Below are 24,299 nucleotides of genomic sequence, written 5' to 3'. Positions count from 1 at the left end.
CGTGCAGGATACCCGACTTCAGGCCCATTTCTAAGTCGAGGAGGAATGCTCGATTTCACATCGCAAAACACTTCCTGCACATCCCCCTCCCATTGTATAATTTTGGATAAGAGAAAACCATTGGGCGTATTTTTCGTCTTTTAAAAAATGTTGCAATTCTAGTGACCAATCATATATGTTTATGAGTGATTTGTAAAGAACAAAATCACAGTAGGAAAGGTACAGTTTCTGCGGTTTGCTGAAGAGGTACAGTTTCTTTTCTGTATATAAAAAGAGGATGCGGGAGGGGCTATAAATATGAAAGTAGCATGCTTGCAAATGGACATTGCATTTGGCGATATTGAGGAAAATGTAAAGCGCGCAGCGGAGCAGCTGGCGGCTGTAATGGAGCAGGAGCCTGATATTGTTGTGCTGCCGGAGCTTTGGACGACTGGCTATGATTTAACGCGTCTTGATGTACTTGGCGATGTTGACGGAGTACATGTAAAGGGTGTAATGAGCGAGTGGGCAAAAGCGTATGATGTAAACATTGTCGGCGGCTCGATTGCGAAGCGTACAGATGATGGCGTAACAAACACAATGTATATGTTTGACCGAAGCGGCGAGATTGTTGGCGAATACAGCAAGGTACATTTGTTTCAGCTGATGGATGAGCATAAGTTTTTAGCACCCGGAAGCGATGAGGGACAGTTCACAGTCGATAACGTGCCGTGCGCCGGCTTTATTTGCTATGACATTCGTTTTCCAGAGTGGCTGCGTGTACATACATCAAAGGGGGCAGAGGTGCTGTTTGTTGTGGCGGAGTGGCCGCTGCCGCGTCTGGCGCATTGGCGTACACTTTTAACAGCGCGTGCAATTGAAAATCAATGCTACGTTGTGGCGTGCAACCGTGCTGGAGGCGATCCAAACAATGTGTTTGCGGGACATTCGATGATTATTGACCCTTGGGGCGAAGTTGTAGCTGAGGCGGGAGAAGGGGAAGAAATGCTCGTCGGCACGCTTGATTTTGCAAAAATCCCAGAGGTGCGCCGCGGTATTCCGGTTTTTGAAGATCGCCGTCCAGATTTATATAAATAAGAAAGCAGCTTATTGACGACGAGGACTATCCTTAAAGTTTCCGACTATGTCGAATTCTCTTCTAGCTGGAAATGTCTCCTCTTACAGTGTAACAAAGGTTGTTAAGAGGAGACACACGGACCGATTATGTATTCAAGCAATAGCCTATTTTTTCTTCTTTTTCTTATATACAAAGAGAAAAGGAGGGAATAGCTATGGAGGAATGGATCGCATATATTGGCAATATCGGCTTTCCAATCGTTGTTACCCTATATTTGCTGCACCGTATTGAGAGTAAGCTGGACGCTGTCGTTGTGGCCATTGAGAAACTGCCGCAGCATTTTTCTGTATATGATAAATAAGAGATATAGAAAAAAGCAACCGATCAGATTAGCGTCGGTTGCTTTTTTCTTTTAACAGCGGACTGCGCAGCGCTGTGCGCCGCTGATTGGATGTAATTAAATCCTCTGGATGGCGCCACGACTTCGGTGAGGGAATAATCGGGTGCATGAGGTTCTGGGAATTTGGATGATGCACCCCACCGTCGGGACAGTCTGGATCTGAATTCGTCCAAACTCCTTGTTCGCGGCGTGTTAATAAAATATGTCCAAGCTCATGGGCGAGCGTGTATAAATTCGAATGGGATGCAGCGCCGTTTGTTATTACAATAAAGCCCTTGAGGATTCCGTTTGAAACACGAGAGCAGGCGCAGGCAATGACATTATCTTCTTGGAAATAGTCACCGCCAACATAGCATACATAAATATCCGCTCTTGGGGAAAGCGCTGTAGCATGGTGCATCAGGCGATTTACTTTAGGCTGTTCAGTAAATGGAGTAAGATAGCTAATTTCCCGATCAGCGAAGCTGTAGGAGGAGCTAAGACGAACAATGCGTGTAACAGAGAAGCGAATCGGGTACCAAATATCCTCTGAGCATAAAAAGTCCCGTTTTAAGCGGTCGTAATCGGCATCTGCGCCGGGGGCAATGCATATACATACGTTAACATACAGAGTCATAACGACACCTCTGAAGTGAGATACGACAGTATATGAGACCATTCGCGGTTTTGTTTGTACGATTATCTCGGTTATTGGGAAAAGACGGTGACCTTGTCGGAAAAAGATGAATCGAAAAGGTCGAAAGTCAGTTGCTTTTTTTGTATAATAAAAATGGATAAATATAGAAAGTGTAGCAGTTATAAACAGTGAATTTTATTGCACATAAAATCATAAAAAACAATCTTAGATATTGCTCTTATAGGTTTTAGGGTGTCTGTTTCTTGCTTTCAAGCTCGAAGGAGCGTAGAGGAGGTGAAAACTGGTTTCGTGAAATTACCAAAGGTGGATAAATAATACTAAAGGGTATTGGTGTTTTGTATTTACAGGGTTTATATTAGGAGTACCGTTTAAGCTGGGACAACGTGCAGAAGGCTGCGGTTATCTTTACAGGGATAGGTTACACCTATAATTAAGGAACAAGAATATCCCTTATTGATTGCGCGCAGGCGATCCCCTAGTGTGCGAATCCTGTGAGGACGCGTTTCCAAAAGGAGATGCAAAACTTGTAAATGTAATGCTGAATTGTAACTTTTGGTAAGTTTTGTGAACCAGGTTGCTTGATGAATAGAGGAAGAAAGAAAACACTTCTGTTTAGTTTGTTGGCATCAATCTGTTTTAGCGGCGGAATCGCATTGAAGCCTGTGCTAACAAGTGCTCCGACGATAGGTGTGTTTTTTGGAACAATTTGTGTGCTGGCTGCCGTCTTTTTTCTCGGAAAAACAGAAGCAAAGTAGCAAGGATAGCAGCTTGCGAGCTAAGAGCCGTGTTCTGGAGAAAAAAGAAATGTATGGATAGATAGATGGGAGAGGAACATATTATATAATATGTTCTTTTTCTATGGACACATATGAGAATTTCTATTGAGGTAGAAGATGTCTGGAAGTTTGACTATAGGAATAGAGGAGGGATTGCCCAAAATGGGATACATAGAAGAGCTGCGCGAAATGATAGGAACGAGGCCTATTATTCTCAACGGATCAGCTATTATTGTGCTCAATCATTCGCAGGAAGTACTGCTGCAATTGCGGACGGATACAAACGATTGGAGTGTACCAGGCGGAGCGATGGAAATCGGGGAAACGCTTGAGGAAACAGCATCGCGTGAGCTGCTCGAGGAAACAGGATTAAAGAGTGAAATGCTGCAGTTTCTTGGGGTTTTATCCGGAAAGGACATGTATTATCAATATCCGAACGGGAATGAAGTCTATAATGTGATTCATGTGTTTCAAGCAGATTCAGTGGCAGGTTCCTTGCAGGTAGATGGGGAAGGGCAAGAATTGCAATATTTCCCGATTGAAAAGCTGCCAGAGGAGCTAAATCCTGTGACAGAACGTATTTTACATAAGTATTTATTCGCAATCGCAGAGTAAGCCTTTAGAAGATAAGAAAAGCGGACATTGCTCCGAAAAGTTGTACTTTCTTACATTGTAAAGAAAACTCGCCGATTGGCGAGCCCTGCCCCCAGCGAAGACAGAGGCGTAGCCCTACTTATACTGCATTCCTCAAATTTCCGACTACGCCGAATTCACTTCTGGCTGGAAACTTATACTTTCCTAACAGTGTGAGTGTAAAAAAGAGGCTTCCTGTAAGGAAGCCTTTTCATTTTGAACATATGGGGAAAATCCTAATACTTGTATTTTATATCCTATATATATGCTGTATGTTATGCTGTTATGACATACTAATTTGGAAAAACATAGGGTTACTGTAGCTTTGGTGCCTCAGGGGGAACATACGGAGGCGGCTGCTTGAGCCATCCCTTTTTACTCAGTTCTATTGTTTCTATAAAACAGGTAAGAAGCAATATAGGGAACTCCGACTGCTAGCACAATTGAACCTATCAGGAGAGGGAGCTTCCAAGCATTTGGAAGAAGTCCGGAAATGAAAATAAGACTGCCGGCAATGATAAACAAGCGTGCGCCGAGGCGGTGCGTCATTTTCCATACATCTTCATCCTGAAGTGCCCATGGTGTCCGAATACCTACGAAATAATTGGATTTGATGCGCTGCATATAGTTGCCGATAATGATAAACAGAATACCAACGCCCATTGGAACCACTGTTTCAATCGAGATAGGATAGCCGAGCGCACTAAATATGACAAGTGCGTGTGTAAACAGCAGGAATGTAAAAACGCTGTTCATAATAATAGCATAGCTGCCTTTGAACTTTTTGTAATTTTCCTTACGCGGGTCTAGTTTAGGGAGAATAAGCAGCAGAATGAAAACAGCCGCTGAGACAATGGGTAAGATCAAAACCGCTGATAGTCTGCTGCCATAGCCATCCACTTGACCTTCGAAATTCCAATGTATCGGTACCTGATTTGGCAATTGCGGATATGCCCAAATGCTTAACGAAATCCCAATTACGACGAGTAATAGTGGATATATACGTGTGTTCATCATTGTTCATCTTTCCCTTCTGTTTTATTGGAAACATCAAGAAGCCATTTCATCACGTCCTGCAGCACAGTTGTATTGAGAGAATAGTAAATAAATTGCCCGCGCCGCTCATCCTGCACAAGATTTGCGTTTTTCAAGCCGCTTAAGTGGTGTGATACGCTTGGTTTGGTAATATGAAAATGCTCAGCAATTTCTCCGGCCGTTTTGTCGCGCTCCTTCAGCAGGTCTAAAATGGCCCGTCGCGTCGGATCGGACAGGGCCTTAAATGTTTCATTCAAACGAGTCACCTTCTTTAGATATTTAGATAATTATCTAACTATCTAAAGTATATGTGAAGAAAAGGAAAAAGTCGACAGGAATTATGAAAATGTGAATATAAAATAGGATGCTAGCTTATGCAAGCATCCTGTTCAGAAAGTGTGAATTTATATCTGGCTTCATTCTGCAGAGAATAATTCATGTTCCGCTAGTAAAATGAACTCCTTAGCTTTGCTTGTGAGCAAGGAGAAGAGTTCTTGTGATTCTTCTTCTGTATCTGTCAGGAACGAGAGGGATGGCAGCTGTTCATGCAGCCAATTCTCCAGCAGCAGCATGCAGCGGGAAGCAGCTTCAGCGATTATGTCAGAATCCAGCTCCCAGAAGCTGTCTGATGGGTCGCATATCTCTAACAGCAGCATGCTGGTTGACTCAAGTGCTGTTTGCAGAGAGAAGGCGGTATTAGCTTGTAAGTCTCCGTTCATCCGTTCACTTGCTTCCAGCAGCATGCCATATATATATAGAAGAGATACAACCGCATTCTGCTGTTGAAACGACTGAAGTACTTTCATTTCGTCGAAGGGAAAACGATGTTCGCCCCAAACAGAAAAGCGGATATAATGCATGAGCTTGCCAAACTCCTGATCGGATTGCTCTGTAGAATATTTGTAGGAATCGGCTGCCCAAGATACAATTTCATTTGACACATGCTGTGCAATTGTACTGCTTTTGAGCGGGTCGGCTTGTGGAAACAGCGGATTTGCGTGGTGCAGCGTGCGCAGCAGTATACCGCTAAATAATGCCTCTAGTCCGTATGCTTCCAGCCGTTCTTCTTGATACACTGCAGGATTTTGCAGCACGATGGCAGCATCATGGAATATATCGACAAGTCCTTCAATAAAAGGATGCAGCTCAACGCTGCGTTTAGGGGGAATAATAGACATGATCGGATCCTCATTTCTTTTCTTGATTTTAACAGATTTTCGGAAGAGATCCCCTTCTTTAGGCCTGTGGAGGGTGAAGTCCAAGGATAAGGAGGGGGCATTCACATAGGCTATAGGCTATGCGTATTTTATCACAAGAAGGAAGAAACTTGATAGAGACTGAAGCTGCATATTATCTTTTTACCAGAAATCAGAAAAGTTGATGGGAAATTACGTTTAAATATATAATAAGGGATAGTGTAGAAAGGAGCTGACATATGGTCAAACAAGATGCGAATATCCGTTTTGTTTTAGCTGGTTTGCTGCTCGGTATTTTTATGGCTGCGATTGACAATACAATTGTTGCTACAGCGATGGCATCTATTGTGTATGATTTAGGCGGACTAGATAAATTTGTCTGGGTTACATCGGCTTATATGGTTACAGTGATGGCTGGGATGCCTATTTTTGGGAAATTATCCGATATGTACGGGCGAAAACGTTTTTTTATTTTTGGACTTTTAGTATTTTTAATTGGTTCCGCACTTTGTGGTCTGGCACAAACTATTGAACAGCTTAGCATATACCGGGCGATTCAAGGAATCGGGGGCGGGGCGCTTATGCCGATTGCCTTCACGATTATTTTTGATGTGTTCCCGCCGGAGAAACGCGGCAAGATGACTGGCTTATTCGGAGCGGTATTTGGACTTTCAAGCGTAATTGGTCCGCTGCTTGGCGCATATATTACAGAATACATAAGCTGGCACTGGGTATTTTATGTAAATGTACCGATCGGTGCTGTATCATTATTTTTGATTTCGAAATTTTATAAAGAATCTACTGAGCACCGTAAGCAAAAAATTGATTGGTGGGGCGCAATCACGCTCGTTGTTGCTGTTGTAAGCCTTATGTTTGCCCTTGAGCTCGGCGGCAAAGAATACGCATGGGATTCTGCACAAATTATTGGGTTGTTTTCGTTATTCGGCGTGTTTTTCCTTGTCTTTTTCTATGTAGAAACAAAGGCGTCCGAACCCATTATTTCATTTTGGATGTTTAAGCGAAGAATTTTTGCAACATCGCAGGCGCTTGCGTTTCTATATGGTGCTACATTTGTTATTTTAACAATTTATATTCCGCTTTTCATTCAGGCTGTATACGGTGGTTCGGCAACAAATGCAGGCTTTATCTTAATGCCTCTTATGCTAGGATCAGTTGTAGGAAGCGGCTTCGGCGGTTCGTTTCAAACGAAATTCAAATTCCGGACGCTTATGGTGATTTCTATCATTGCGTATACATTTGGTTTTTATTTACTAACAACACTCACACCAGAAACAGCGCGCTGGCTACTAACAGTTTATATGATTGTTACGGGCTTTGGCATGGGTTTTTCGTTCTCGTTATTGCCATCTGCTTCTATACACAATCTCGATCCGCGCTTTAGAGGATCAGCCAACTCGACGAACTCGTTTTTCCGTTCTCTCGGTATGACGCTGGGGATTACCGTTTTTGGAACAATCCAAACAAATGCCTTTACGAATCAGCTGAAGGAAGCGTTCAAAGGAATGCAGGGCGGCGATATGTCTAGTCTTGGTGATCCGCGCTCTATTTTTGAAGCGGGGCAACGAGCTAAGATTCCGGCTCCCATTCTTGATAAAATTGTGCAGTCGATGTCTGATTCGATTACCAATGCCTTTACCTGGGCACTTATTCCGATTGGGGTTGCTTTCTTGGTTGTCTTGCTTATGGGCAATGCACGGATAGAAGTGAGAAAAGAAGGACAAGAGACTGTGCCGGAAGGAAGAATGGCAGGTCATTAAAGAAAACTCGCCGATCGCGGCGAGTTTTCTTTATACTTTAAGGAAGTATAAATTTCTAGCTAGAAGACAATTCGACGTAGTGAGAAATTTTAGGAATAAAGTATAAGTGCAACTACGCCCCTGTCTTCGCCCAAGAGCAGGGCTCGCCAATCGGCGAGTTTTCTTTATGGAATGCATAATTTCAAGAGGTATTCCCTGGTTTTTCCTCAGTAATTTGCCCAGAGAGCACTTTTCCGAATTTTCAACAAATCTTCAGTTTTTCTTCAGTGCGCTTTAAGATAAAAAGCAGATAATAAAAGATGAATGAAACAATTGGAGGAACATGTATGAAGCAGCTACAGGGCTTTAAAATATTAGTAGTAGATGATGAACCGCATATTGTCCAATTTTTGGAGTTTGGATTGGAGAATGAGGGCTTTGAGGTGCGGACGGCATTTGATGGTATGTCAGCCATTGCCGCAGCAAAGGAATTTCAGCCGCATGTTGTTATTTTGGATGTAATGATGCCGGGAATGGATGGCTTTGAAGTGTGTAAAATGCTAAAAAAAACGGAAAATGTTGCAGTTATTATGTTAACGGCGAAGGATGAGGTGGACGATCGGGTAAAGGGTTTGACGATCGGCGCTGATGATTATGTTATTAAACCGTTTAGCTTTGAGGAATTGCTGGCACGCATTTATGCACGCATCCGCAATCAGTTCCCAAATTTGTTCGGTGAGGTTGTTGTTGGTCCGTTTCAAATTGATGATAGACGAAAAGAAATTAAGTTTGACGGTCGTGTGCTTGAATTGTCTCCAACTGAGTATGGATTGCTGCATTTTTTAGTTTTGAATCATGGGCTCGTTCTTAGTAAGGCAGTTATTTTAGATAAGGTATGGGGATATGATTTTGGTGGAGATGAAAATATTGTGGAAGTGTATATTCGTTCGCTGCGCGATAAATTGCAGGACAAAGATCGGCAGTTTATTAAAACGGTGCGCGGTGCCGGCTATCGGGTTGATTTATGATGAAAGATACATTTCGTCGATTGAGGGGATGGTTTCCTTTAGAATCGCTTCGTGTTCAGCTTCTGTCCCGAACCTTGCTTATTTTGGCCGCGTTGTTAATTTTAGTTGGTTTGCTGCAGTACGTACTTATGAAGGATGTTGTGTATAAGAGCGAGGCGAGCAGCTTGCAAAGCCAGGCTAGGTCCATTCCTCCTATTGCATGGGAGAGAATGGAGGGGGACAAGCAGGATAAGGAGGAGCAGCTGCCATTCTTTTTTATTCCTAAGGCAAATTTAGCTTTTATAGATTGGGATGGCAACTATACAGTATTGTCAGATGAGTATCAAAATGTGGCGCCTCCGCGGCTTGCAGCAGAGCAATATGAAAAAGCGTTAAAGCGAAAACCGGAGCTGAATTATAGCATTGTGAAAAACGATGCGGGAACGGAGCAGCTTGTTGTGTTACAGCCTACTGCTTCAAAGTCTGGAAACATTATCGGAGTTATTCAAATTAGTACACCAACAGCTCCGCTGAAAGAGCTGCTTCTTAGACAGCTTGCAACCTTTATCGTTTTGTCGCTGCTTGCCATGCTGCTTGGCTTGTTTGGTTATTTACCCGTGCTTAGGAAAACGCTAGTTCCGCTGTTTAATATGGTAGAAACGGCAGAACAAATTGATGCGGGGAATTTGGCAAGACGATTTTCAACTGCACAGCGTCAGGAGGAAATTGATCGGCTCGCAGCTTCCTTTAACGGAATGCTGGAGCGTTTGGAAGCATCATTTAAAGCGGAGCAGGAGACGAAGGAACAGATGCGCCGCTTTGTAGCGGATGCTTCCCATGAATTGAGGACACCGTTAACATCCATACATGGATTTTTAGAGGTTCTTCTAAGAGGAGCAGCCAATAAACCAGAGCAGCTGAATCGTGCACTGCAAAGCATGCACAGCGAGTCAGAGCGTCTGAATAAGCTCGTGCAAAATCTTCTATTGCTGGCGAGGCTTGATCGTACGCCGCATCTGGAGCTCCTGCCAGGGAATTTAGGGGAGCTGCTCGGAGAGATGGAGCCGCAGCTGCGTATTTTGGCAGGTGAGCGGCAAGTAGACATGGAGATAAAAGAACAGATAACCTGCAAGTATGACAGCGATCAATTGAAGCAGATTGTGTTAAATTTATTTCATAATGCAGTCCAGCATACAGATTCTAAGGAGGGGCATATTCGTGTTGTACTGACGGAGGAAAAGAACTGGATACAGCTAGTTGTTTCCGATAATGGGCCAGGGATCGGCTCGGAGCATCTGCCGCATGTGTTTGAACGATTTTATCGAAGTGACTCCTCTCGTACACGCAAGTATGGCGGAGCGGGTCTAGGCTTATCTATTACGAAAGCGATTGTGGATGCGCATGGCGGAACGATTCATGTCACGAGCGAGGAGGGCAAGGGCAGCCGCTTTTATGTACGGTTGCCGAAGGAGTCAAGCGGTCCTGAATCCCCTTAATCAAGAAACATCATATCTGTTAATCTAAAGATACTAGCTTCGCCATTATATGGAATCGGGAAATGCTTCAATTGTTTATTCTGCTAGAGTAACTGGGATGATTCTCATCATATCGTTAAAGGTGACACGGTCTGTCTATAATATATGAAGAATGATTTAGCAATATTGAGTGAGAATAATGGATGCATTACTCTCACTCAAGCAAAACAGCCATAACATGAATGTTTCTGTAATAACGAACTCTTTGATGAGAATGGAGGAATCATTTTGATTACTCGAGAAGCAATCTATCATCGTCCGAAAAATAACTTTGCATATGCCTATGATACGCAAACATTACATATTCGTTTACGCTCCAAGAAGAATGAGATAACGGCCGTAACCCTTATTCATGGGGATCCGTATGTATGGGAAGAAGGCGCGTGGCAATACAAAACAAGCACGATGCGTAAAATAGCGGCTACAGAATTATTTGACTATTGGTTTGTTGAGATTCGACCTGATTTTCGCCGTTTACGTTACGGCTTTGAATTGAAAAATGATGAGGAAACGGTTGTATATACGGAAAGAGGGTTTTTTCATGAAATTGTGGATAGGGATATTGCCCCTTATTTTTGTTTTCCGTATTTAAATGAAGAAGATGTATTTGCTCCTCCCGCCTGGGTGCGCGATGCAGTATGGTATCAAATTTTTCCAGAGCGGTTTGGCAATGGCAATCCTTCTCTGAATCCTAAGGACACGTTGCCATGGAGCAGCGAAGAGCCGACACCGGCTAACTTCTTTGGCGGTGACTTTGAAGGCATCATTCAGCATCTGGATTATCTTGTACAATTGGGGATCACCGGCATCTACTTCACGCCGATTTTCAAAGCAACAACAAATCATAAGTACGATACAGTGGATTATATGGAGATTGACCCGCAGTTTGGAGATAAGGAAACGTTTAAACGTCTTGTGCGGCTTTGCCATGAGCACGGCATAAAGGTGATGCTTGATGCCGTCTTTAACCATAGCGGCTTCTACTTCGCGCCGTTTCAGGATGTATTAGAAAAGGGCGAATCCTCTAAGTATAAAGACTGGTTTTACATTTGGGATTTCCCCGTACAAACAGAACCTGCACCAAACTACGCTACATTTTCATTTACTCATATGATGCCGAAGCTGAACACCTCTCACCCCGAGGTGCGAGAATATTTATTGGAGGTTGGCCGCTACTGGGTGCGCGAGTTTGATATTGATGGCTGGCGCTTAGATGTAGCAAACGAAGTAGGGCATGATTTTTGGCGCGCATTCCGGAAAGAGGTAAAGCGCATTAAACCGGATGTATACATTCTCGGTGAAATTTGGCATGATTCTATGCCGTGGCTGCAGGGCGATCAATTTGATGCAGTGATGAATTATCCATATTCAAGCGCAGCTATTCAATTTTTTACTCAAGGTACGCTGCCAGCAGAAGAGTTTGTGTACAAAACAGCAGAAGCTCTTCTGATGTATCCGCAAAATGCAACAGAAGTAGCCTTCAATTTATTAGGAAGCCATGACACACCGCGTATTTTAACAGTGTGCCAGGATAACAAGCAAAAGGTAAAGCAATTGTTTACCTTCCTGCTCTCGTCTCCGGGGACACCGTGTATTTACTACGGAGATGAAATTAGCATGGCGGGGGATACGGATCCAGGCTGCCGCAGGTGTATGATTTGGGATGAAGAAGCACAGGACAAGGAGATGTTTCATTTTGTTGCCCAGCTTATTAGCTTACGCAAGAAAAACCTGGCATTTGGCAATCGCGGCACCTTGCAGTTCGTTACGGCAAGCAATGCAACAAACCATGTTATGTATACAAAAACATTTGAAGAGCAGACAGTGTTATTCGCATTCAACAACTCAGATCAGGAAATTACAGTGGATATGCCGTTTAACTTAAGAGGAAAAAAGGTTACAAGCTTGCTGACGGGCGAAGAATTTGCGTACGAAGCAGAACGGGTGGATGTAGTCCTGGCAGCGCATGGGGTTGTTGTGTTGGAGTTTTAATGGGGGAAGGGCCCTCTCATAAATCAGTAAAATTGATTTATGAGAGGGCCTTTTTTAGTATAACTTTTCGAGGTAATGTTAGCTCCCAAGACCCAAAATGGCAGAATCCGGGTTGAACCTCCGCAAAGGGCAAGCCTTGTCCGCTTTTCTTGCGCTTTCAGCAAATGTTCAGTTAATCCTCAAGAAGTGCTCAGTTTCTCTTAAGGGTCAATTCAGTTTCGGTGTGTATGCTAGAGACAAGTAAGAAATAAGAACAAACCTAGAGATGAAACTAAGGAATGAGAGGGGAAATAGAACATGAATATGAAACAAGAGAGGCGGTTTGACATTGTTCTTGTCGGAATCGCCATACTCGCCGCTTTTTTAAATATCTTCAATATTTGGAATAGCGGCAATGCAAACGCCTATTACACAGCAGCGGTTACAAGCATGCTGCAAAGCTTTCATAGTTTCTTTTACGCTTCATTTGATCCAGCTGGATTTATTACAGTAGATAAGCCGCCGGTTGTGTTTTGGGTGCAAACAGCATTTGCCGCAGTATTTGGTGTACACGGCTGGAGCGTTATTTTGCCGCAGGCTTTGGCAGGCGTGGGCTCAGTACTGCTTATGTATACACTCGTGAAACCGACGTTTGGCAGGACGGCGGCACGGCTTTCGAGCTTAGTTATGGCATTTATGCCAGTTGCGGTGGCAGTAAGCCGTACAAATAATATTGACAGTTTATTAGTATTTACACTGCTTCTTGGAGCATGGATGCTGTTTCGCGGTGTTCGCAGCGGGAAGCTTGGCTGGGTGCTTGGCGCATTTGCCATGATTGGGCTTGGCTTTAATATGAAAATGATGCAGGCATATATGGTTGTACCGGCATTTTTCTTGTTATATGTTCTTGCTTTTAAGGCACAGTGGAAAAAGAAACTCATCGGTCTTATAGCAGCAACAGTGCTGATGCTTGGTGTATCGGTATCATGGGCTGTTGTAGTAGATTCGATTCCTGCAGAGGATCGTCCTTATATCGGCAGCAGTTCAACGAACTCGGTTTTGGAGCTTGCTTTTGGGTATAACGGTGTTTCTCGTTTGACAGGTGATAATACTGTAGGTGAACAAAGTGGAACGCAGCAGTCAGCTGCAACAGCTGCGAGTCAGCAAAGCAATAGCAGTGCAGCAAATACAAATACACAGCAGACACAAAATAGCACAACAAATATGCAGCAGGACGGAGGCACTCCACCAAGCGGAGGACCGCAAGGAGGAATGGGGCGTAACAACGGTACGAGTGGTTTATTCGGTACAGGCCAAGCAGGTCCGCTTCGTCTTTTCCAAAAGGAGTTGTCAGGACAGGCAAGCTGGCTGCTTCCTTTCGTAGCATTTGCAAGTGTGGCATTGCTTGCGGGTATTCGCCTTCGTCAGAAATTTACAGATAAACAAATTGAAACATTATTTTGGCTAGCATGGCTATTGCCAATTGCAGCATTCTTTAGTATAGCGGGTTTCTTCCATCACTATTACCTAATTATGTTAGCACCAGCGATTGCAGGACTTTCTGGGGCGGGCTGGGTAGAGCTTTGGAGCAAGTATCGTGATAAAGAGGGATGGAAAGCATGGTTGTTACCTTCTTCGATTGCTGTAACAACAGCATTCCAATTATACATTTTACAGGCATATAGCAGTACGATTGGCATCGGTTGGTTAATTGCTGTCGGTATAGCGGGAATTGGGACAGCGATAGCTTTATTCTTTGCCCGTTCCAACAAAACATTATCTTCACGGATGGCTTTAGCTGGAATGCTTGCTTTATTGATTGGACCGTTATATTGGTCAGCAACACCGCTTATTTATGGTGATAACACAATGATACCGCAAGCAGGACCAAACGGAGGCACTATGATGGGCGGCAATAGACCAATGGATGGCAATATGCCGCAAGATGGACAGCCATCATTTGGAGCGGCACCTGGCGCAATGCCGCAAAATGGAGAGCAACAACCAAGCGGCACAGCTGCTGAAACAAGAATGACACAGGATAGCCGAGGAGCTGGAATGGGCGGTGATCCAGGCAGCGGAGTGAATGAAGCATTGCTTAACTACGTGACGAAGAACAATACAGGTGAAACATTCTTATTTGGCACGACAAATGCTAACTCTGCTTCCTCGTATATTATTGAAACAGGAAAAGCAGTTATGGCAATGGGCGGATTTTCAGGAGAAGATCCTGCACTTACGGTCGAAAAGCTTCAAAAAATGGTAGAAAATAATGAAATTAAATTCTTCTATATTTCTGATAATGGTTTAGGCAGAGGAAGTTCGGATGTGCTGACTTGGATTAAGGAACATAGTACAGAAATACCGGCAACAGAGTGGCAAGGAAGTTCGTCCAGCTCGTCTCAGACAAGCGGAATGGGTATGGGCGGATCAGGCACATTGTATCAAATTAATAAATAAAGCATGGCGCGGCTCGTACCGACGAGCCGCCTGCTGACCATAAAAAGATAAGGAGTGGTATGAGATGGATCAAAATATGCGGTATTCCATTATTATTCCTGTCTATAATGAGGAAGCTGTTGTGGAGGAAACATACCGTCGTTTAACAGGTGTAATGAAGTCATTGCAGGAGTCATATGAGCTGTTGTTCATCAACGATGGAAGCAAGGATCGCACAGCGGAAATTGTAGAGGGGATTTCGAAGCGGGATCATAGCGTAAAGCTGCTGGATTTCTCTCGTAATTTTGGGCATCAAATCGCAATTACAGCTGGTATGGACTATGCGCGAGGCGAGGCGATTATTATTATTGACGCTGATTTACAGGACCCGCCTGAATTAATTCCTGACATGATTGAAAAGTGGAAGGATGGCTATGAGGTTGTGTACGCCAAGCGTGCGAAGCGAAAGGGAGAGACCTTATTTAAGAAATGGACCGCTGCTATCTTTTATCGTACGCTCCGTTCATTAACGGAGGTTGACATTCCAATTGATACAGGGGACTTTCGGCTAATGGACCGCCGCGTCTGCGAAGCGATGCGCAGCGTCCGAGAAAAAAATCGTTTTGTTCGCGGGCTTGTGAGCTGGGTAGGCTTTCGCCAAACAGCAATCGAATACGAACGCGATGAGCGCTTTGCGGGGGAAACGAAATATCCGCTTAAGAAAATGCTGCGCTTCTCGATGGATGGAATTACATCATTTTCTCATAAGCCATTGAGGCTGGCAACGTATCTCGGCTTTTTGATCTCCTTTTCGAGCTTTATCTATTTGTTAGTATCAGTATGTCAACGACTATTTACAACGAACACGGTCTCTGGATGGACATCACTCATTGCCTGTGTACTGCTGTTAAATGGAGTGATTCTCATTCTGCTCGGGATTCTTGGGGAGTATGTTGGCAGAATTTACGATGAAACGAAGGGACGCCCGCTTTACTTGCTGCGGAACAATCCCTATGCTGAAGTCTCTGTGCGCAAAGAGGTGAGCGCAAATGCTAGACAATAAGCAAGGCGCTGCGCAATTTTTACGCTTTTGCCTAGTGGGAGGAATGAATACAGCTGTTGATTTTGCTGCCTTTTTTCTGCTTCATTTTCTAGGAGTGCCATATACAGCAGCCCAAGTGCTATCGTATTCATGCGGAACGGCAAATAGCTTTTTTTTCAATAGAAAATGGACATTTGGTCTGACGCACGGTGTCAATATGCCTGAGGTTGTCAAATTTCTCGCTGTAAACGGGGCTTCTCTGCTTTGTTCATTTGGTCTGCTGTTTTTTCTGTACGATATGTATCAATATAATCTTTGGATAAGCAAGCTAGCTGCAACCGGGTTTGGTGTAGTTGTGAATTATATCGGCAGCCGGCTTTGGGTATTTACACAAAAAGAACAAATAAGGAGTGAGCTGGAATGAAAGTGAAAAAGGCCATTATCCCTGCGGCAGGACTAGGAACAAGATTTTTGCCTGCTACAAAGGCGCAGCCGAAGGAAATGCTGCCGGCGATAAGCTTGGGTTTATACAGGCTACTATCGATTTAGCGTTAGGCCGGCCAGAGCTTCGCTTAGAATTGCTTGCCTTTATGGAGGAATTGCTCGCAAAGGAACAAAAGAAAGCATAAAGCACCCTGAGTAAGAAGGAGAGATGCGCGCTGGAGCTTGTCAAATACATGGATGCCCCGGACCATCAGGCTATTAACTTGATGGTCCTGCAGCTATATGATGATATAAATTGTGAACAGAAGAATCTAAGTGGCATTTCATACTTTTATTAGCTATGCGTTACCCTTTACCTGTCCCTGCTCAGTAAACAACCACTTCATCATCGGCGGTGTTACAATTGTTGTAATAAGAACAACTACAACAATCACGGCAAACAAATCCTGGCTAAGCAAATTGCTTTCGAGCCCGATGGCTGAGATAATTAATGCTACTTCCCCACGCGACACCATAGCCGCTCCGATGCCGAGCGAGCTTCTCCAACCGAACCCAGAGACTTTGGCACCCAATGACGCACCCACTAACTTTGTGAGAATAGCTACTATACTTAATGAAACAATTAAGCCGATATTTTCTGCGATTCCAGAAAATTGTGCACTTACACCAATGGATGTGAAAAACACTGGAACAAAAATAGAATAGCTAATCGTTTCTACCTTTTCAAACACTTCATGCTTATAGTTTGTTACGCTAATAGCAACCCCGGCGATATATGCACCAATAATGGCCGCTACCCCTGCATACTCTGCTAAGTAGGCATACATAAAGCAAATAATTAAAGCGGCAGAAATAGTAGCTTCTGTTACACGCAGCGGCGCGAAGCGTTTAAGAATAAAAGGAACAATTTTCCACCCTATGAGAATGGCTCCTGTAAAGAAGATAACCTTCTTCAAGATCATGGCTCCTAGATGAACATCTCCTCCAGCCATGCTCATCAAAAATGCTAACGCAATAATAACAACAACATCATCAATCACGGCAGCCCCTAAAATCGTTGCCCCTTCACGGGATTTTAATTGGTTCATCTCCTTCAGAGCTTGCACAGAAATGCTGACGCTTGTTGCTGACAGCAGTAAACCTAAAAACCAGGATTCAATGGAAGACAGATTTAAAATGATTCCTGATCCATATCCTACAAGAAGAGGAACGATAATTCCGCCAATTCCTACAAAAGAGGATGCTTTTCCTGTACGTTTGAATTCATCTATATCTGTTTCCAATCCGGCAATAAACATTAATAGAATGACACCAATTTGGCTAAGTTCCTTTAATATCTCTGTATCATGAACAAGACCTAATACAGATGGACCAAGGACAATACCGATGAGAAGCTTTCCGAGAACGGAAGGCTGACCCAGTCTTACGCTTACGTCTCCAGCAATTTTTGATGCCAGCAAAATAATCGCAAGTTGAAATACTAACATATGTGTTCCCGCCTTTCTCTATAATTACAGCGTGCGCAAGCAGTTTAAAAAAATACAAAAAGAGCCCATCACTATAGGACACAGTTATCCCATAGTGACAGGCTCCTCCAAAATACGCACTTTATTTTCTTCAGTATAACACAGATTTTTCATTTTGTTTACTGGAGTTTTTCAGAAAGGGTTTTATCTAAAATTGTTTCCTGAATTGGAAATTAGGCTATCTTTGTCCTCACAGAATGCGTGGTAAAATCAAGAAAAGGGAAGCTGCTGTCTCTGCTGTTGGGTATTCTGTTTTTTTAGGCTTCGGGTAGATAGGGGGAGAGGGGAATGAAACAAACGTATCAAGAGGTTCAATCTATGCCGTGGTATACGTATATTCCTATTTTTTTAATAAGCGGGTTTATATGGTATGGATGGATTGAACAGACATTCTTTAAAATTTCATTTGGGGATAAGCCTATGAGCAATGCGGAGCTTTTGCTAGGCAGCTTGCTAGGTTTAGTATTATCGATCTTTTTCATAATGCTAAGGCTTGTTACAGAGGTGAAGGAGGAAGGGATTATAGTTCGGTTCACGCCCCTTCGGTCACGATATATTCCGTATACAGGGATCTCAGGAATGGAAGTGGTTAGTTATCATCTGCTGTCGTATGGCGGGCTGGGATTAAGATGGACGCCATATAAGGGCTGGGCCTATATTATGGGCAGCATGCGCGGTATAAAGCTGCAGTTTGCGGATGGAGAGGAACTGCTAATTGGAAGTAAGGACCCAGAGAGATTGCTTCAATTGATCGAAAGCCAAAAATGGAAGTGAAGGCTGGAAAGGGCGCAGGCACTCACATACATAGTTCAGGGTAGGATAAGAACCTACCCGAACGTGGTGCCGTTGCCTGTTTGGAAAGAACGCATCGTGCTTTTAGAGCTTTCTAGCTTCACGCAGCGAGGAGGTTTTCCGACCACTGAGAATACAGTGACTCATTGTCTTAGAGGTTTCTTTGATCACGTGCAAAGAGAACAAATTGTGCTTTTTCGCGGCTTCTAAAATCTTATACACCAAATTATGAGAAGATATGCTATAATAAACAAGGTCAAAAGAACTTCTTTTAGATTTGTCCTTATACCGGACAAGCTCTCTGGTATAAGGCTGTTAATCTAGCAGGCATAGGTAATACGGGAACCAGAGTTTTTGATTATAGGAGGTGTGGCTCCTGGTGATAAAATCTTGGCGGTAAACGGATTTGTTCCAAACATCGTTTGCTGCTCATGACATCTCTCATGGAGTAAAATGATATGAGAGTCACTGCAGTATGTCTCCCTTCCTGGTTCGGAGAATACCTTGCAATCTATTATGTTAGCTGTCATGTGATTTTAGTAGCTAGGCCGTATTGTATGGAGTATGTATTTCCTATTTTAGGAGCGATTGTGTCTTCAGGTGCGTTAATTGCTTTACTCAAAATTATTGCTATTGATATTATTTTATCTGGGGACAATGCGGTCGTGATTGCAATGGCAACAAGAAATCTGCCGAAGGAGCAGCAAGGCAAAGCTATTTTTTGGGGAACTGCGGGAGCAGTTTTGTTGCGAATTGGTTTTGCAGCAATCATTGTATACTTGCTCAAAGTCCCTTATGTGAATCTTGTAGGAGGGTTATTGCTTCTTTGGATTGCTTACAAAGTATTGGTTGAAGGGGAAGAAGAAGCAAATATTAAGTCTCATAATGGACTGATGAAGTCGATCCAAACGATTATTATTGCCGATGCAGTCATGAGCCTAGATAATGTCGTTGCTGTTGCCGGTGCCGCTCACGGCCATCTTGGTATGATTGCTCTTGGCGTTATTATTAGTATCCCAATCATGATTTTTGGTTCGAAAGCAATTGTCAAAGCAATGGAACGCTATTCATGGATTGCTTATGCCGGCGCAGGGATTTTAACATGGACAGCTGGCGAGATGATTCTAAAAGACAAAAGCTTAAACGAGTTAGTAGAAATCCCGCATGGGGTGGTTTTATACTTGATTCTAGCTGTGATAACAGCTCTTATATTAGGAATTGGTTATCTTAAGAATCAAAAGAGCCGTAAAAAAGAAAAGCTGCAGCAACCAGCTTAATGGTCAAGGAGAAAAAGAGAGTTTTTGCTTTTTCTCCTTTTTTATATTAGGTTGTTTGCGTAAAAAATATGTATGGATTTTGGCTGATGACTACGTCTTCTTATAGCTTAATTGCCTTTAGAATTTTAGCGGGATTCCCCCCGGCTACAACATTATTAGGTATGTCCTTTGTCACAACAGATCCAGAAGCGATTACAACGTTATTGCCGATCGTGACTCCTGGATTAATGACAGCCCTGCCGCCAATCCATACATTATCTCCAATGGTAACTGCTTTTCCAAACTCGGCGCCGGAAATGCGCTCATATGGGTTAAGCGGATGTGTAGCTGTATAAATATGTACGCCCGGAGCGAGAAAGCAGTGCTCGCCAATGCGGATTTCACAAACATCCAGCATGACGCAATCAAAGTTTGCGTAGAAATTCTCCCCCACATGGATGTTGTACCCATAATCACAACGGAAGGTCGGTTCGATATAGATGTTATTTCCAGCGGCACCAAATAACTCTCGAAGGATTTCTGTACGTTGTGCTTGTTCAGTTTCGATTGTTTCATTATATAATCGCGTCAATCGCCTTGCATTAATACGTTCTTGGACAAGTACTGGATCATTTGCCAAGTAGAGTTCTCCACGTATCATTTTTTCTTTTTCGGTCATAATTACCATCCTCTCAAAAAGGCCTATTTCTATTGATTACTATTTCTAAGCAGATTATTAATTATAAAACAATTTGGAGCGAAATGAAGGAATGTCTACATAGTCCGCGCATAGGATGGGTAAGAAGATGGATGCGGAAAAGCTCGTAAGGAAAGCGAAAAAAGGGAATAAGCAAGCATTCCTGCAGTTGATTGAAGCAGAGCAGACAAGGCTGTATCGAATGGTACTGAGCTGAACTATAGCATTCATGAGAATCAGGCAGGGGAATTGATTCACGGGATTATTTCTGTTTCTGATGCTAAGCAGTTGCCTTCATCCATTCAGCTGGAAATTGAAATTACGCAGCTCTTTGAGAAAAAAGGGGAATGGCACTTCGCATTTCCACTTGAAAGGCAGAGATAAGAAGGGGAGGATTCAGGTGAAGAGACATAGTGTTCAAAGGATCCTGGCAATGTTATGTTTTGTAGCCATATTGTTTACAGGGTGTTCCAGCGCTGAACAGAAAAATAGTGCAGAAATGTCAATGTCGTCAGACTCTGCAAAGATGGAGGGGGCCGCACCAGCAGCGCAGGAAAAGACAGATCAGCCAGCAGATATGACCGCACCAGCAAAAGAGACACCATCTGTTGTGGAAAATCGAAAGCTCATAAAAAATGTCGAGGTGCGCATGGAAACAACTGAATTTGATGCCTCCATCGGCAAGGTTGAAGCATCTGTAGGGAAGTTTGGCGGTTACGTGGAAGGGAGCAGCGTTTCTGGCGTGTCCGTACAAGAAAATAGCAGCTCCACAAGGTCTGCTTCCTATACAATCCGCATTCCGGCAAATAAGCTGGACGATTACTTGAAGGAAGCCGGCACGATTGGGAATATCACCTCTAAGCAAATTATGACGGAGGATGTGACCAGCCAATATTTTGACACGGAAGCTAGACTAAAGTCGTTAAAAATGCAAGAGGAGCGCCTGCTGGAATTGCTAAAACAAACAGGATCGCTTAAAGATGTGATAGAAATTGAAAAGGAGCTTGCAGCTGTCCGCTATGAAATTGAAGGTCTGACAACAACATTGAAAAGATATGATTCTCTCGTTGATTACAGTACCATTCGAATTGAGCTGACAGAGGTACAATCGCTTACACAAAATGCCTCAACGCTTGGAGAGAGAATTGGAGTGGCCTTTAAAAAGAGTGTGACGAGTATTTCCAACGGTGCACAAGGTTTGCTTGTATTTGTGATTGGGAACTCACCGGTGCTGCTTCTGCTTGGAGCAGGGGGAGCTGTAGTCTTTTTTGCTGTAAGAAGGATTCGCAGGAATAAAAAATAGGTGAAGAAAATGTATCGAGGCCTTTTCACTAAAGCTTGCTAGGAGGCTTGCCTAAATAACTGACGAAACCCTAACTATCAATGTGTAGTTAGGGTTCTGTCAGTTATAGGCTTAATCGGGCTGGCTTTTTGTTCGTTTGATCTGTACTTACATGCCGCAAGAAATTATGAATGTTAAGAATTGTATAATATTTGTTCATATGATAATATCTTCTTAATGTTAACTTGTTTTTATTTTTGGTTAACAAAAGATAGGGATTAGGTGATAATAAATGCTTGTAAAAGAATGGGATTATGCAGAACTTGCTCAAAAGAATAAGCAGTATGTATGGCATCCTTTTACACAGATGAAGGAGTACATAGAGGATGATCCGATTATCATTGCAGAAGGAAACGGGAGAAAGCTTCGTGATGTGCAAGGAAACGAATATTGGGACGGCGTGTCCTCCATTTGGCTGAATGTGCATGGCCACCGCGTTCAAGAGCTTGATCAGGCGATTCGAGATCAATTAGATCACATTGCTCACTCTACCTTGCTTGGCATGGCGAATATTCCGGCTATTTTGCTTGCAGAAAAGCTGATTGGCTTGATGCCGCCAGGGCTTGCGAAGGTGTTTTATTCCGATTCCGGCGCCACTGCTGTTGAAATCGCGATTAAAATGGCATTTCAATATTGGCAGCATAAAGGAGAACGAAAGAAGCAGCGGTTTATTACGATGAAGGAAGCCTATCATGGAGATACAATCGGGGCTGTTTCTGTCGGGGCCATCGATTTGTATCATGAAGCATACTCCAGCTTGCTTTTTTCATCCATTAAAGCTCCGTACCCATATGTATACCGTTCTCCTATTAATGGAAGAGAGAAGGAGCAAACTGACTTTTTCCTAGCTAAGCTAGAAGAGGTGCTGCAGGCTCATCATGAGGAAACGGCTGCGCTCATTATTGAGCCGATCGTGCAAGGGGCGAGCGGGATTATTGTCATGCCGGATGGCTATTTGCGCGGGGTTCGTGAGCTGTGCACGAAATACAATGTCCTGATGATCGCAGATGAAGTAGCTACTGGATTTGGCCGTACGGGTCGCTGGTTCGCCTGTGACCACGAGAATGTGACCCCTGACATTTTAACGGCAGGGAAGGGACTGACGGGAGGATATTTGCCAGTTGCGATTACAGTGGCGACAAATGAAATCTATGAGGCGTTTCTTGGTGAGTATGAAGAGAAAAAGACCTTTTTCCACGGCCATAGCTATACCGGAAATCAGCTTGGCTGTGCGGTAGCGATTGCGAATCTTGAATTGATGGAAAAAAAGAATTTAATCCTGGAAGTGCAGCAAAAGTCTCTTTATCTTGTTAAAAAATTAGAGAGGTTCCGTCAGTTGCGCCATGTTGGTGATATTCGCCAAAAGGGCTTGATGATGGGGCTTGAGCTTGTTGTGAATCGTGATGCGAAAGAGGCATATGATTGGTCTGAACGGATTGGCGTTCGTGTATGCCGCCGCGCGCGTGAGCTTGGCATGCTCATTCGTCCCCTTGGAAATGTGATTGTCTTTATGCCGCCGCTTGCAGCAACTACCGAAGAATTAGATGCAATGCTTCAGATTTTGCACCAAGCTATTCAAGAGGTAACGGAAGGGTGATGTGGTCAAAGGAGCTTGCAGAAATAAAGGAAGCAGGGTTGTACCGTCAGCTGCAGACAGTAGATGTAGTGGATGACGGTGGATATGCGCTTGTGAATGGAAAAAAAATGCTCATGCTTGCTTCTAATAATTATCTAGGACTCGCGCATGATGAACGGCTCATTGAGGCATCCATTCGGGCAACGAAGGGGCTTGGCGCAGGATCAACAGGGTCAAGGCTAACCACTGGAAATACGACCTTGCACGAACAACTGGAGGAGCGGCTTGCACAGTTTAAGCAAACCGAGGCAGCTATCGTATGCAATACAGGATATATGGCAAATATAGCGGCTTTAACAACAGTAGTAGGCAAGGAGGATGTTATTTTATCAGACGAAATGAACCATGCGAGCATTATTGATGGCTGCCGTTTATCACGTGCGCAAACAATCGTATACAGTCATTGTGATTTACATGATCTAGAAGAAAAGCTAAAAGCTGCGTCCGCTTATCGAAGACGTTTGATTGTCACAGATGGTGTATTTTCAATGGACGGGAATATTGCCCCGCTCCCTGGAATTGTAGCACTAGCACAACGATACGATGCACTTGTTATGGTTGATGATGCTCATGCAACCGGTGTGCTCGGATGCTGCGGACGAGGAACAGCAGAGCATTTTGGACTAACGGGAAGCATAGATATTCAAATGGGGACGCTCTCAAAAGCGATTGGTGCGGAAGGAGGATATATTGCGGGAAGCCGGCTGTTAATTGATTATTTGTTAAATCGGGCACGGCCGTTTATTTTTTCGACCTCCTTACCGCCAGGTGTGATTGCGAGTGCACTTGAGGCAATCGGGATTATTCAGCAGGAGCAGGAACGAAGACAGCATCTGCTGCAAATGAGCCGGAAGCTTTATGGTGGGTTAACAGCTTTAGGGTATGACATATGGGGTGGAGAAACACCGATTCTTGCGGTGATTTGTAAGGAGACAAATAAAGCAATCTCCTTATCTCAGATGTTATATGAACATGGTATCTTTGCACCTGCGATTCGGCCTCCTACAGTTCCGATGGGAACATCACGAGTGCGGCTTACGGTGATGGCCAGCCATCGAAAGCAGGATATAGAACGAGTGATTGAAGTATTTCGTACTATCCATTGTTAAAGGAGGTTCGTA

The 24,299-nt window shown here is 43.6% G+C and carries 22 protein-coding genes and 1 pseudogene; 17 read left to right on the top strand and 6 right to left on the bottom strand.

Going from position 1 to position 24,299, the window contains the following annotated elements:
* Nucleotides 1–291 precede the first annotated feature (291 nt).
* A complete protein-coding gene (locus tag EP737_RS06065; RefSeq protein WP_425455854.1) occupies nt 292–1,077 on the top strand; it encodes a carbon-nitrogen family hydrolase in 786 nt (261 codons plus the stop codon).
* Between the two features lie 194 nt (nt 1,078–1,271).
* Complete coding sequence (locus EP737_RS06060; protein WP_129727016.1) at nt 1,272–1,418, top strand: YvrJ family protein; 147 nt, start codon at nt 1,272–1,274, stop codon at nt 1,416–1,418.
* A 28-nt stretch (nt 1,419–1,446) separates the two neighbouring features.
* Here EP737_RS06060 and EP737_RS06055 read toward each other — a convergent pair whose 3' ends face one another.
* Nucleotides 1,447–2,073: a DUF955 domain-containing protein gene (locus EP737_RS06055; RefSeq protein WP_129727015.1), complete on the bottom strand. Its 627-nt coding sequence runs from the start codon at nt 2,071–2,073 to the stop codon at nt 1,447–1,449.
* Nucleotides 2,074–2,675: 602 nt separating this feature from the next.
* Between EP737_RS06055 and EP737_RS25445 the strand changes: the two genes are divergently transcribed.
* The gene (locus tag EP737_RS25445) at nt 2,676–2,849 is read left to right on the top strand and encodes a hypothetical protein (RefSeq protein WP_165350707.1); all 174 of its coding nucleotides are present in this window, start codon (nt 2,676–2,678) and stop codon (nt 2,847–2,849) included.
* A gap of 183 nt (nt 2,850–3,032) precedes the next feature.
* On the top strand, nt 3,033–3,485 hold the full coding sequence (locus tag EP737_RS06050; protein WP_129727014.1) for an NUDIX hydrolase: 453 nt from the start codon (nt 3,033–3,035) through the stop codon (nt 3,483–3,485).
* A 393-nt stretch (nt 3,486–3,878) separates the two neighbouring features.
* Here EP737_RS06050 and EP737_RS06045 read toward each other — a convergent pair whose 3' ends face one another.
* The 3 genes from EP737_RS06045 to EP737_RS06035 form a co-directional block, all read right to left on the bottom strand.
* A complete protein-coding gene (locus EP737_RS06045) occupies nt 3,879–4,517 on the bottom strand; it encodes an SdpI family protein (protein WP_205650884.1) in 639 nt (212 codons plus the stop codon).
* Nucleotides 4,517–4,795, bottom strand: coding sequence for an autorepressor SdpR family transcription factor (locus tag EP737_RS06040; protein WP_129727012.1), 279 nt, complete (start codon nt 4,793–4,795; stop codon nt 4,517–4,519). Before EP737_RS06040 ends, EP737_RS06045 begins: the two co-directional genes overlap by 1 nt.
* Before the next feature lie 159 nt (nt 4,796–4,954).
* Nucleotides 4,955–5,716: a hypothetical protein gene (locus EP737_RS06035; RefSeq protein ID WP_129727011.1), complete on the bottom strand. Its 762-nt coding sequence runs from the start codon at nt 5,714–5,716 to the stop codon at nt 4,955–4,957.
* A gap of 257 nt (nt 5,717–5,973) precedes the next feature.
* On the opposite strand from EP737_RS06035, the gene EP737_RS06030 reads away from it, so the two are divergent.
* The 8 genes and pseudogenes from EP737_RS06030 to EP737_RS05995 all read left to right on the top strand — a co-directional run.
* Nucleotides 5,974–7,512, top strand: a complete 1,539-nt coding sequence (locus EP737_RS06030) for an MDR family MFS transporter (protein WP_129727010.1) — start codon at nt 5,974–5,976, stop codon at nt 7,510–7,512.
* A gap of 326 nt (nt 7,513–7,838) precedes the next feature.
* A complete protein-coding gene (locus EP737_RS06025; RefSeq protein WP_129727009.1) occupies nt 7,839–8,519 on the top strand; it encodes a response regulator transcription factor in 681 nt (226 codons plus the stop codon).
* A complete protein-coding gene (locus tag EP737_RS06020) occupies nt 8,519–9,994 on the top strand; it encodes a sensor histidine kinase (protein ID WP_129727008.1) in 1,476 nt (491 codons plus the stop codon). Before EP737_RS06025 ends, EP737_RS06020 begins: the two co-directional genes overlap by 1 nt.
* A 270-nt stretch (nt 9,995–10,264) precedes the next feature.
* On the top strand, nt 10,265–12,025 hold the full coding sequence (locus EP737_RS06015; RefSeq protein WP_129727077.1) for an alpha-glycosidase: 1,761 nt from the start codon (nt 10,265–10,267) through the stop codon (nt 12,023–12,025).
* A 303-nt stretch (nt 12,026–12,328) separates the two neighbouring features.
* Entirely contained in the window at nt 12,329–14,464 is a 2,136-nt protein-coding gene (locus tag EP737_RS06010; RefSeq protein ID WP_129727076.1) for an ArnT family glycosyltransferase, read from the top strand.
* Nucleotides 14,465–14,528: 64 nt separating this feature from the next.
* A complete protein-coding gene (locus EP737_RS06005; protein ID WP_129727007.1) occupies nt 14,529–15,506 on the top strand; it encodes a glycosyltransferase family 2 protein in 978 nt (325 codons plus the stop codon).
* Entirely contained in the window at nt 15,493–15,909 is a 417-nt protein-coding gene (locus tag EP737_RS06000) for a GtrA family protein (protein WP_129727006.1), read from the top strand. The genes EP737_RS06005 and EP737_RS06000 overlap by 14 nt, the downstream gene beginning before the upstream one ends.
* A pseudogene (locus EP737_RS05995) lies at nt 15,906–16,001 on the top strand (UTP--glucose-1-phosphate uridylyltransferase); the annotation flags it as partial. The gene EP737_RS06000 and the pseudogene EP737_RS05995, both read left to right, overlap by 4 nt.
* A gap of 266 nt (nt 16,002–16,267) precedes the next feature.
* On the opposite strand, the gene EP737_RS05990 reads toward EP737_RS05995, so the two are convergent.
* On the bottom strand, nt 16,268–17,416 hold the full coding sequence (locus EP737_RS05990) for a cation:proton antiporter (protein ID WP_129727005.1): 1,149 nt from the start codon (nt 17,414–17,416) through the stop codon (nt 16,268–16,270).
* Between the two features lie 327 nt (nt 17,417–17,743).
* Between EP737_RS05990 and EP737_RS05985 the strand changes: the two genes are divergently transcribed.
* Nucleotides 17,744–18,229 carry a hypothetical protein gene (locus EP737_RS05985; protein ID WP_129727004.1) on the top strand — a complete coding sequence of 162 codons (486 nt, stop codon included), beginning with the start codon at nt 17,744–17,746 and terminating at the stop codon, nt 18,227–18,229.
* A gap of 575 nt (nt 18,230–18,804) precedes the next feature.
* The gene (locus tag EP737_RS05980) at nt 18,805–19,524 is read left to right on the top strand and encodes a TerC family protein (protein WP_129727075.1); all 720 of its coding nucleotides are present in this window, start codon (nt 18,805–18,807) and stop codon (nt 19,522–19,524) included.
* Between the two features lie 100 nt (nt 19,525–19,624).
* On the opposite strand, the gene EP737_RS05975 is transcribed toward EP737_RS05980, so the two are convergent.
* Nucleotides 19,625–20,185 carry a maltose acetyltransferase domain-containing protein gene (locus EP737_RS05975; protein WP_129727074.1) on the bottom strand — a complete coding sequence of 187 codons (561 nt, stop codon included), beginning with the start codon at nt 20,183–20,185 and terminating at the stop codon, nt 19,625–19,627.
* 415 nt (nt 20,186–20,600) lie between these two features.
* On the opposite strand from EP737_RS05975, the gene EP737_RS05970 reads away from it, so the two are divergent.
* From EP737_RS05970 to bioF, 3 genes are all read left to right on the top strand, one after another.
* A complete protein-coding gene (locus tag EP737_RS05970) occupies nt 20,601–21,503 on the top strand; it encodes a DUF4349 domain-containing protein (RefSeq protein WP_165350705.1) in 903 nt (300 codons plus the stop codon).
* Nucleotides 21,504–21,774: 271 nt separating this feature from the next.
* Nucleotides 21,775–23,139: an adenosylmethionine--8-amino-7-oxononanoate transaminase gene (gene bioA / locus EP737_RS05965; RefSeq protein WP_129727002.1), complete on the top strand. Its 1,365-nt coding sequence runs from the start codon at nt 21,775–21,777 to the stop codon at nt 23,137–23,139.
* Nucleotides 23,139–24,287 (top strand): 8-amino-7-oxononanoate synthase, encoded by a 1,149-nt coding sequence (gene bioF / locus EP737_RS05960; RefSeq protein ID WP_129727073.1) that lies wholly within the window; start codon nt 23,139–23,141, stop codon nt 24,285–24,287. The genes bioA and bioF overlap by 1 nt, the downstream gene beginning before the upstream one ends.
* The last annotated feature ends 12 nt before the right edge of the window (nt 24,288–24,299 follow it).

Source organism: Ectobacillus funiculus (genome assembly GCF_004138295.1).
GTDB classification, from domain to species: domain Bacteria; phylum Bacillota; class Bacilli; order Bacillales; family Bacillaceae_G; genus Ectobacillus; species Ectobacillus funiculus.
This window is presented reverse-complemented; position numbering and strand designations above follow the sequence as displayed.

Excerpts from the sequence above, each read along its gene's own strand:
- EP737_RS06060 (WP_129727016.1), top strand. The coding sequence starts at position 1,272 with ATGGAGGAATGGATCGCATATATTGGCAATATCGGCTTTCCAATCGTT.
- EP737_RS06055 (WP_129727015.1), bottom strand. The coding sequence starts at position 2,073 with ATGACTCTGTATGTTAACGTATGTATATGCATTGCCCCCGGCGCAGAT.
- EP737_RS25445 (WP_165350707.1), top strand. The coding sequence starts at position 2,676 with ATGAATAGAGGAAGAAAGAAAACACTTCTGTTTAGTTTGTTGGCATCA.
- EP737_RS06050 (WP_129727014.1), top strand. The coding sequence starts at position 3,033 with ATGGGATACATAGAAGAGCTGCGCGAAATGATAGGAACGAGGCCTATT.
- EP737_RS06045 (WP_205650884.1), bottom strand. The coding sequence starts at position 4,517 with ATGAACACACGTATATATCCACTATTACTCGTCGTAATTGGGATTTCG.
- EP737_RS06035 (WP_129727011.1), bottom strand. The coding sequence starts at position 5,716 with ATGTCTATTATTCCCCCTAAACGCAGCGTTGAGCTGCATCCTTTTATT.
- EP737_RS06030 (WP_129727010.1), top strand. The coding sequence starts at position 5,974 with ATGGTCAAACAAGATGCGAATATCCGTTTTGTTTTAGCTGGTTTGCTG.
- EP737_RS06025 (WP_129727009.1), top strand. The coding sequence starts at position 7,839 with ATGAAGCAGCTACAGGGCTTTAAAATATTAGTAGTAGATGATGAACCG.
- EP737_RS06020 (WP_129727008.1), top strand. The coding sequence starts at position 8,519 with ATGAAAGATACATTTCGTCGATTGAGGGGATGGTTTCCTTTAGAATCG.
- EP737_RS06010 (WP_129727076.1), top strand. The coding sequence starts at position 12,329 with ATGAAACAAGAGAGGCGGTTTGACATTGTTCTTGTCGGAATCGCCATA.
- EP737_RS06005 (WP_129727007.1), top strand. The coding sequence starts at position 14,529 with ATGGATCAAAATATGCGGTATTCCATTATTATTCCTGTCTATAATGAG.
- EP737_RS06000 (WP_129727006.1), top strand. The coding sequence starts at position 15,493 with ATGCTAGACAATAAGCAAGGCGCTGCGCAATTTTTACGCTTTTGCCTA.
- EP737_RS05990 (WP_129727005.1), bottom strand. The coding sequence starts at position 17,416 with ATGTTAGTATTTCAACTTGCGATTATTTTGCTGGCATCAAAAATTGCT.
- EP737_RS05985 (WP_129727004.1), top strand. The coding sequence starts at position 17,744 with ATGAAACAAACGTATCAAGAGGTTCAATCTATGCCGTGGTATACGTAT.
- EP737_RS05980 (WP_129727075.1), top strand. The coding sequence starts at position 18,805 with ATGGAGTATGTATTTCCTATTTTAGGAGCGATTGTGTCTTCAGGTGCG.
- bioA (WP_129727002.1), top strand. The coding sequence starts at position 21,775 with ATGCTTGTAAAAGAATGGGATTATGCAGAACTTGCTCAAAAGAATAAG.
- bioF (WP_129727073.1), top strand. The coding sequence starts at position 23,139 with ATGTGGTCAAAGGAGCTTGCAGAAATAAAGGAAGCAGGGTTGTACCGT.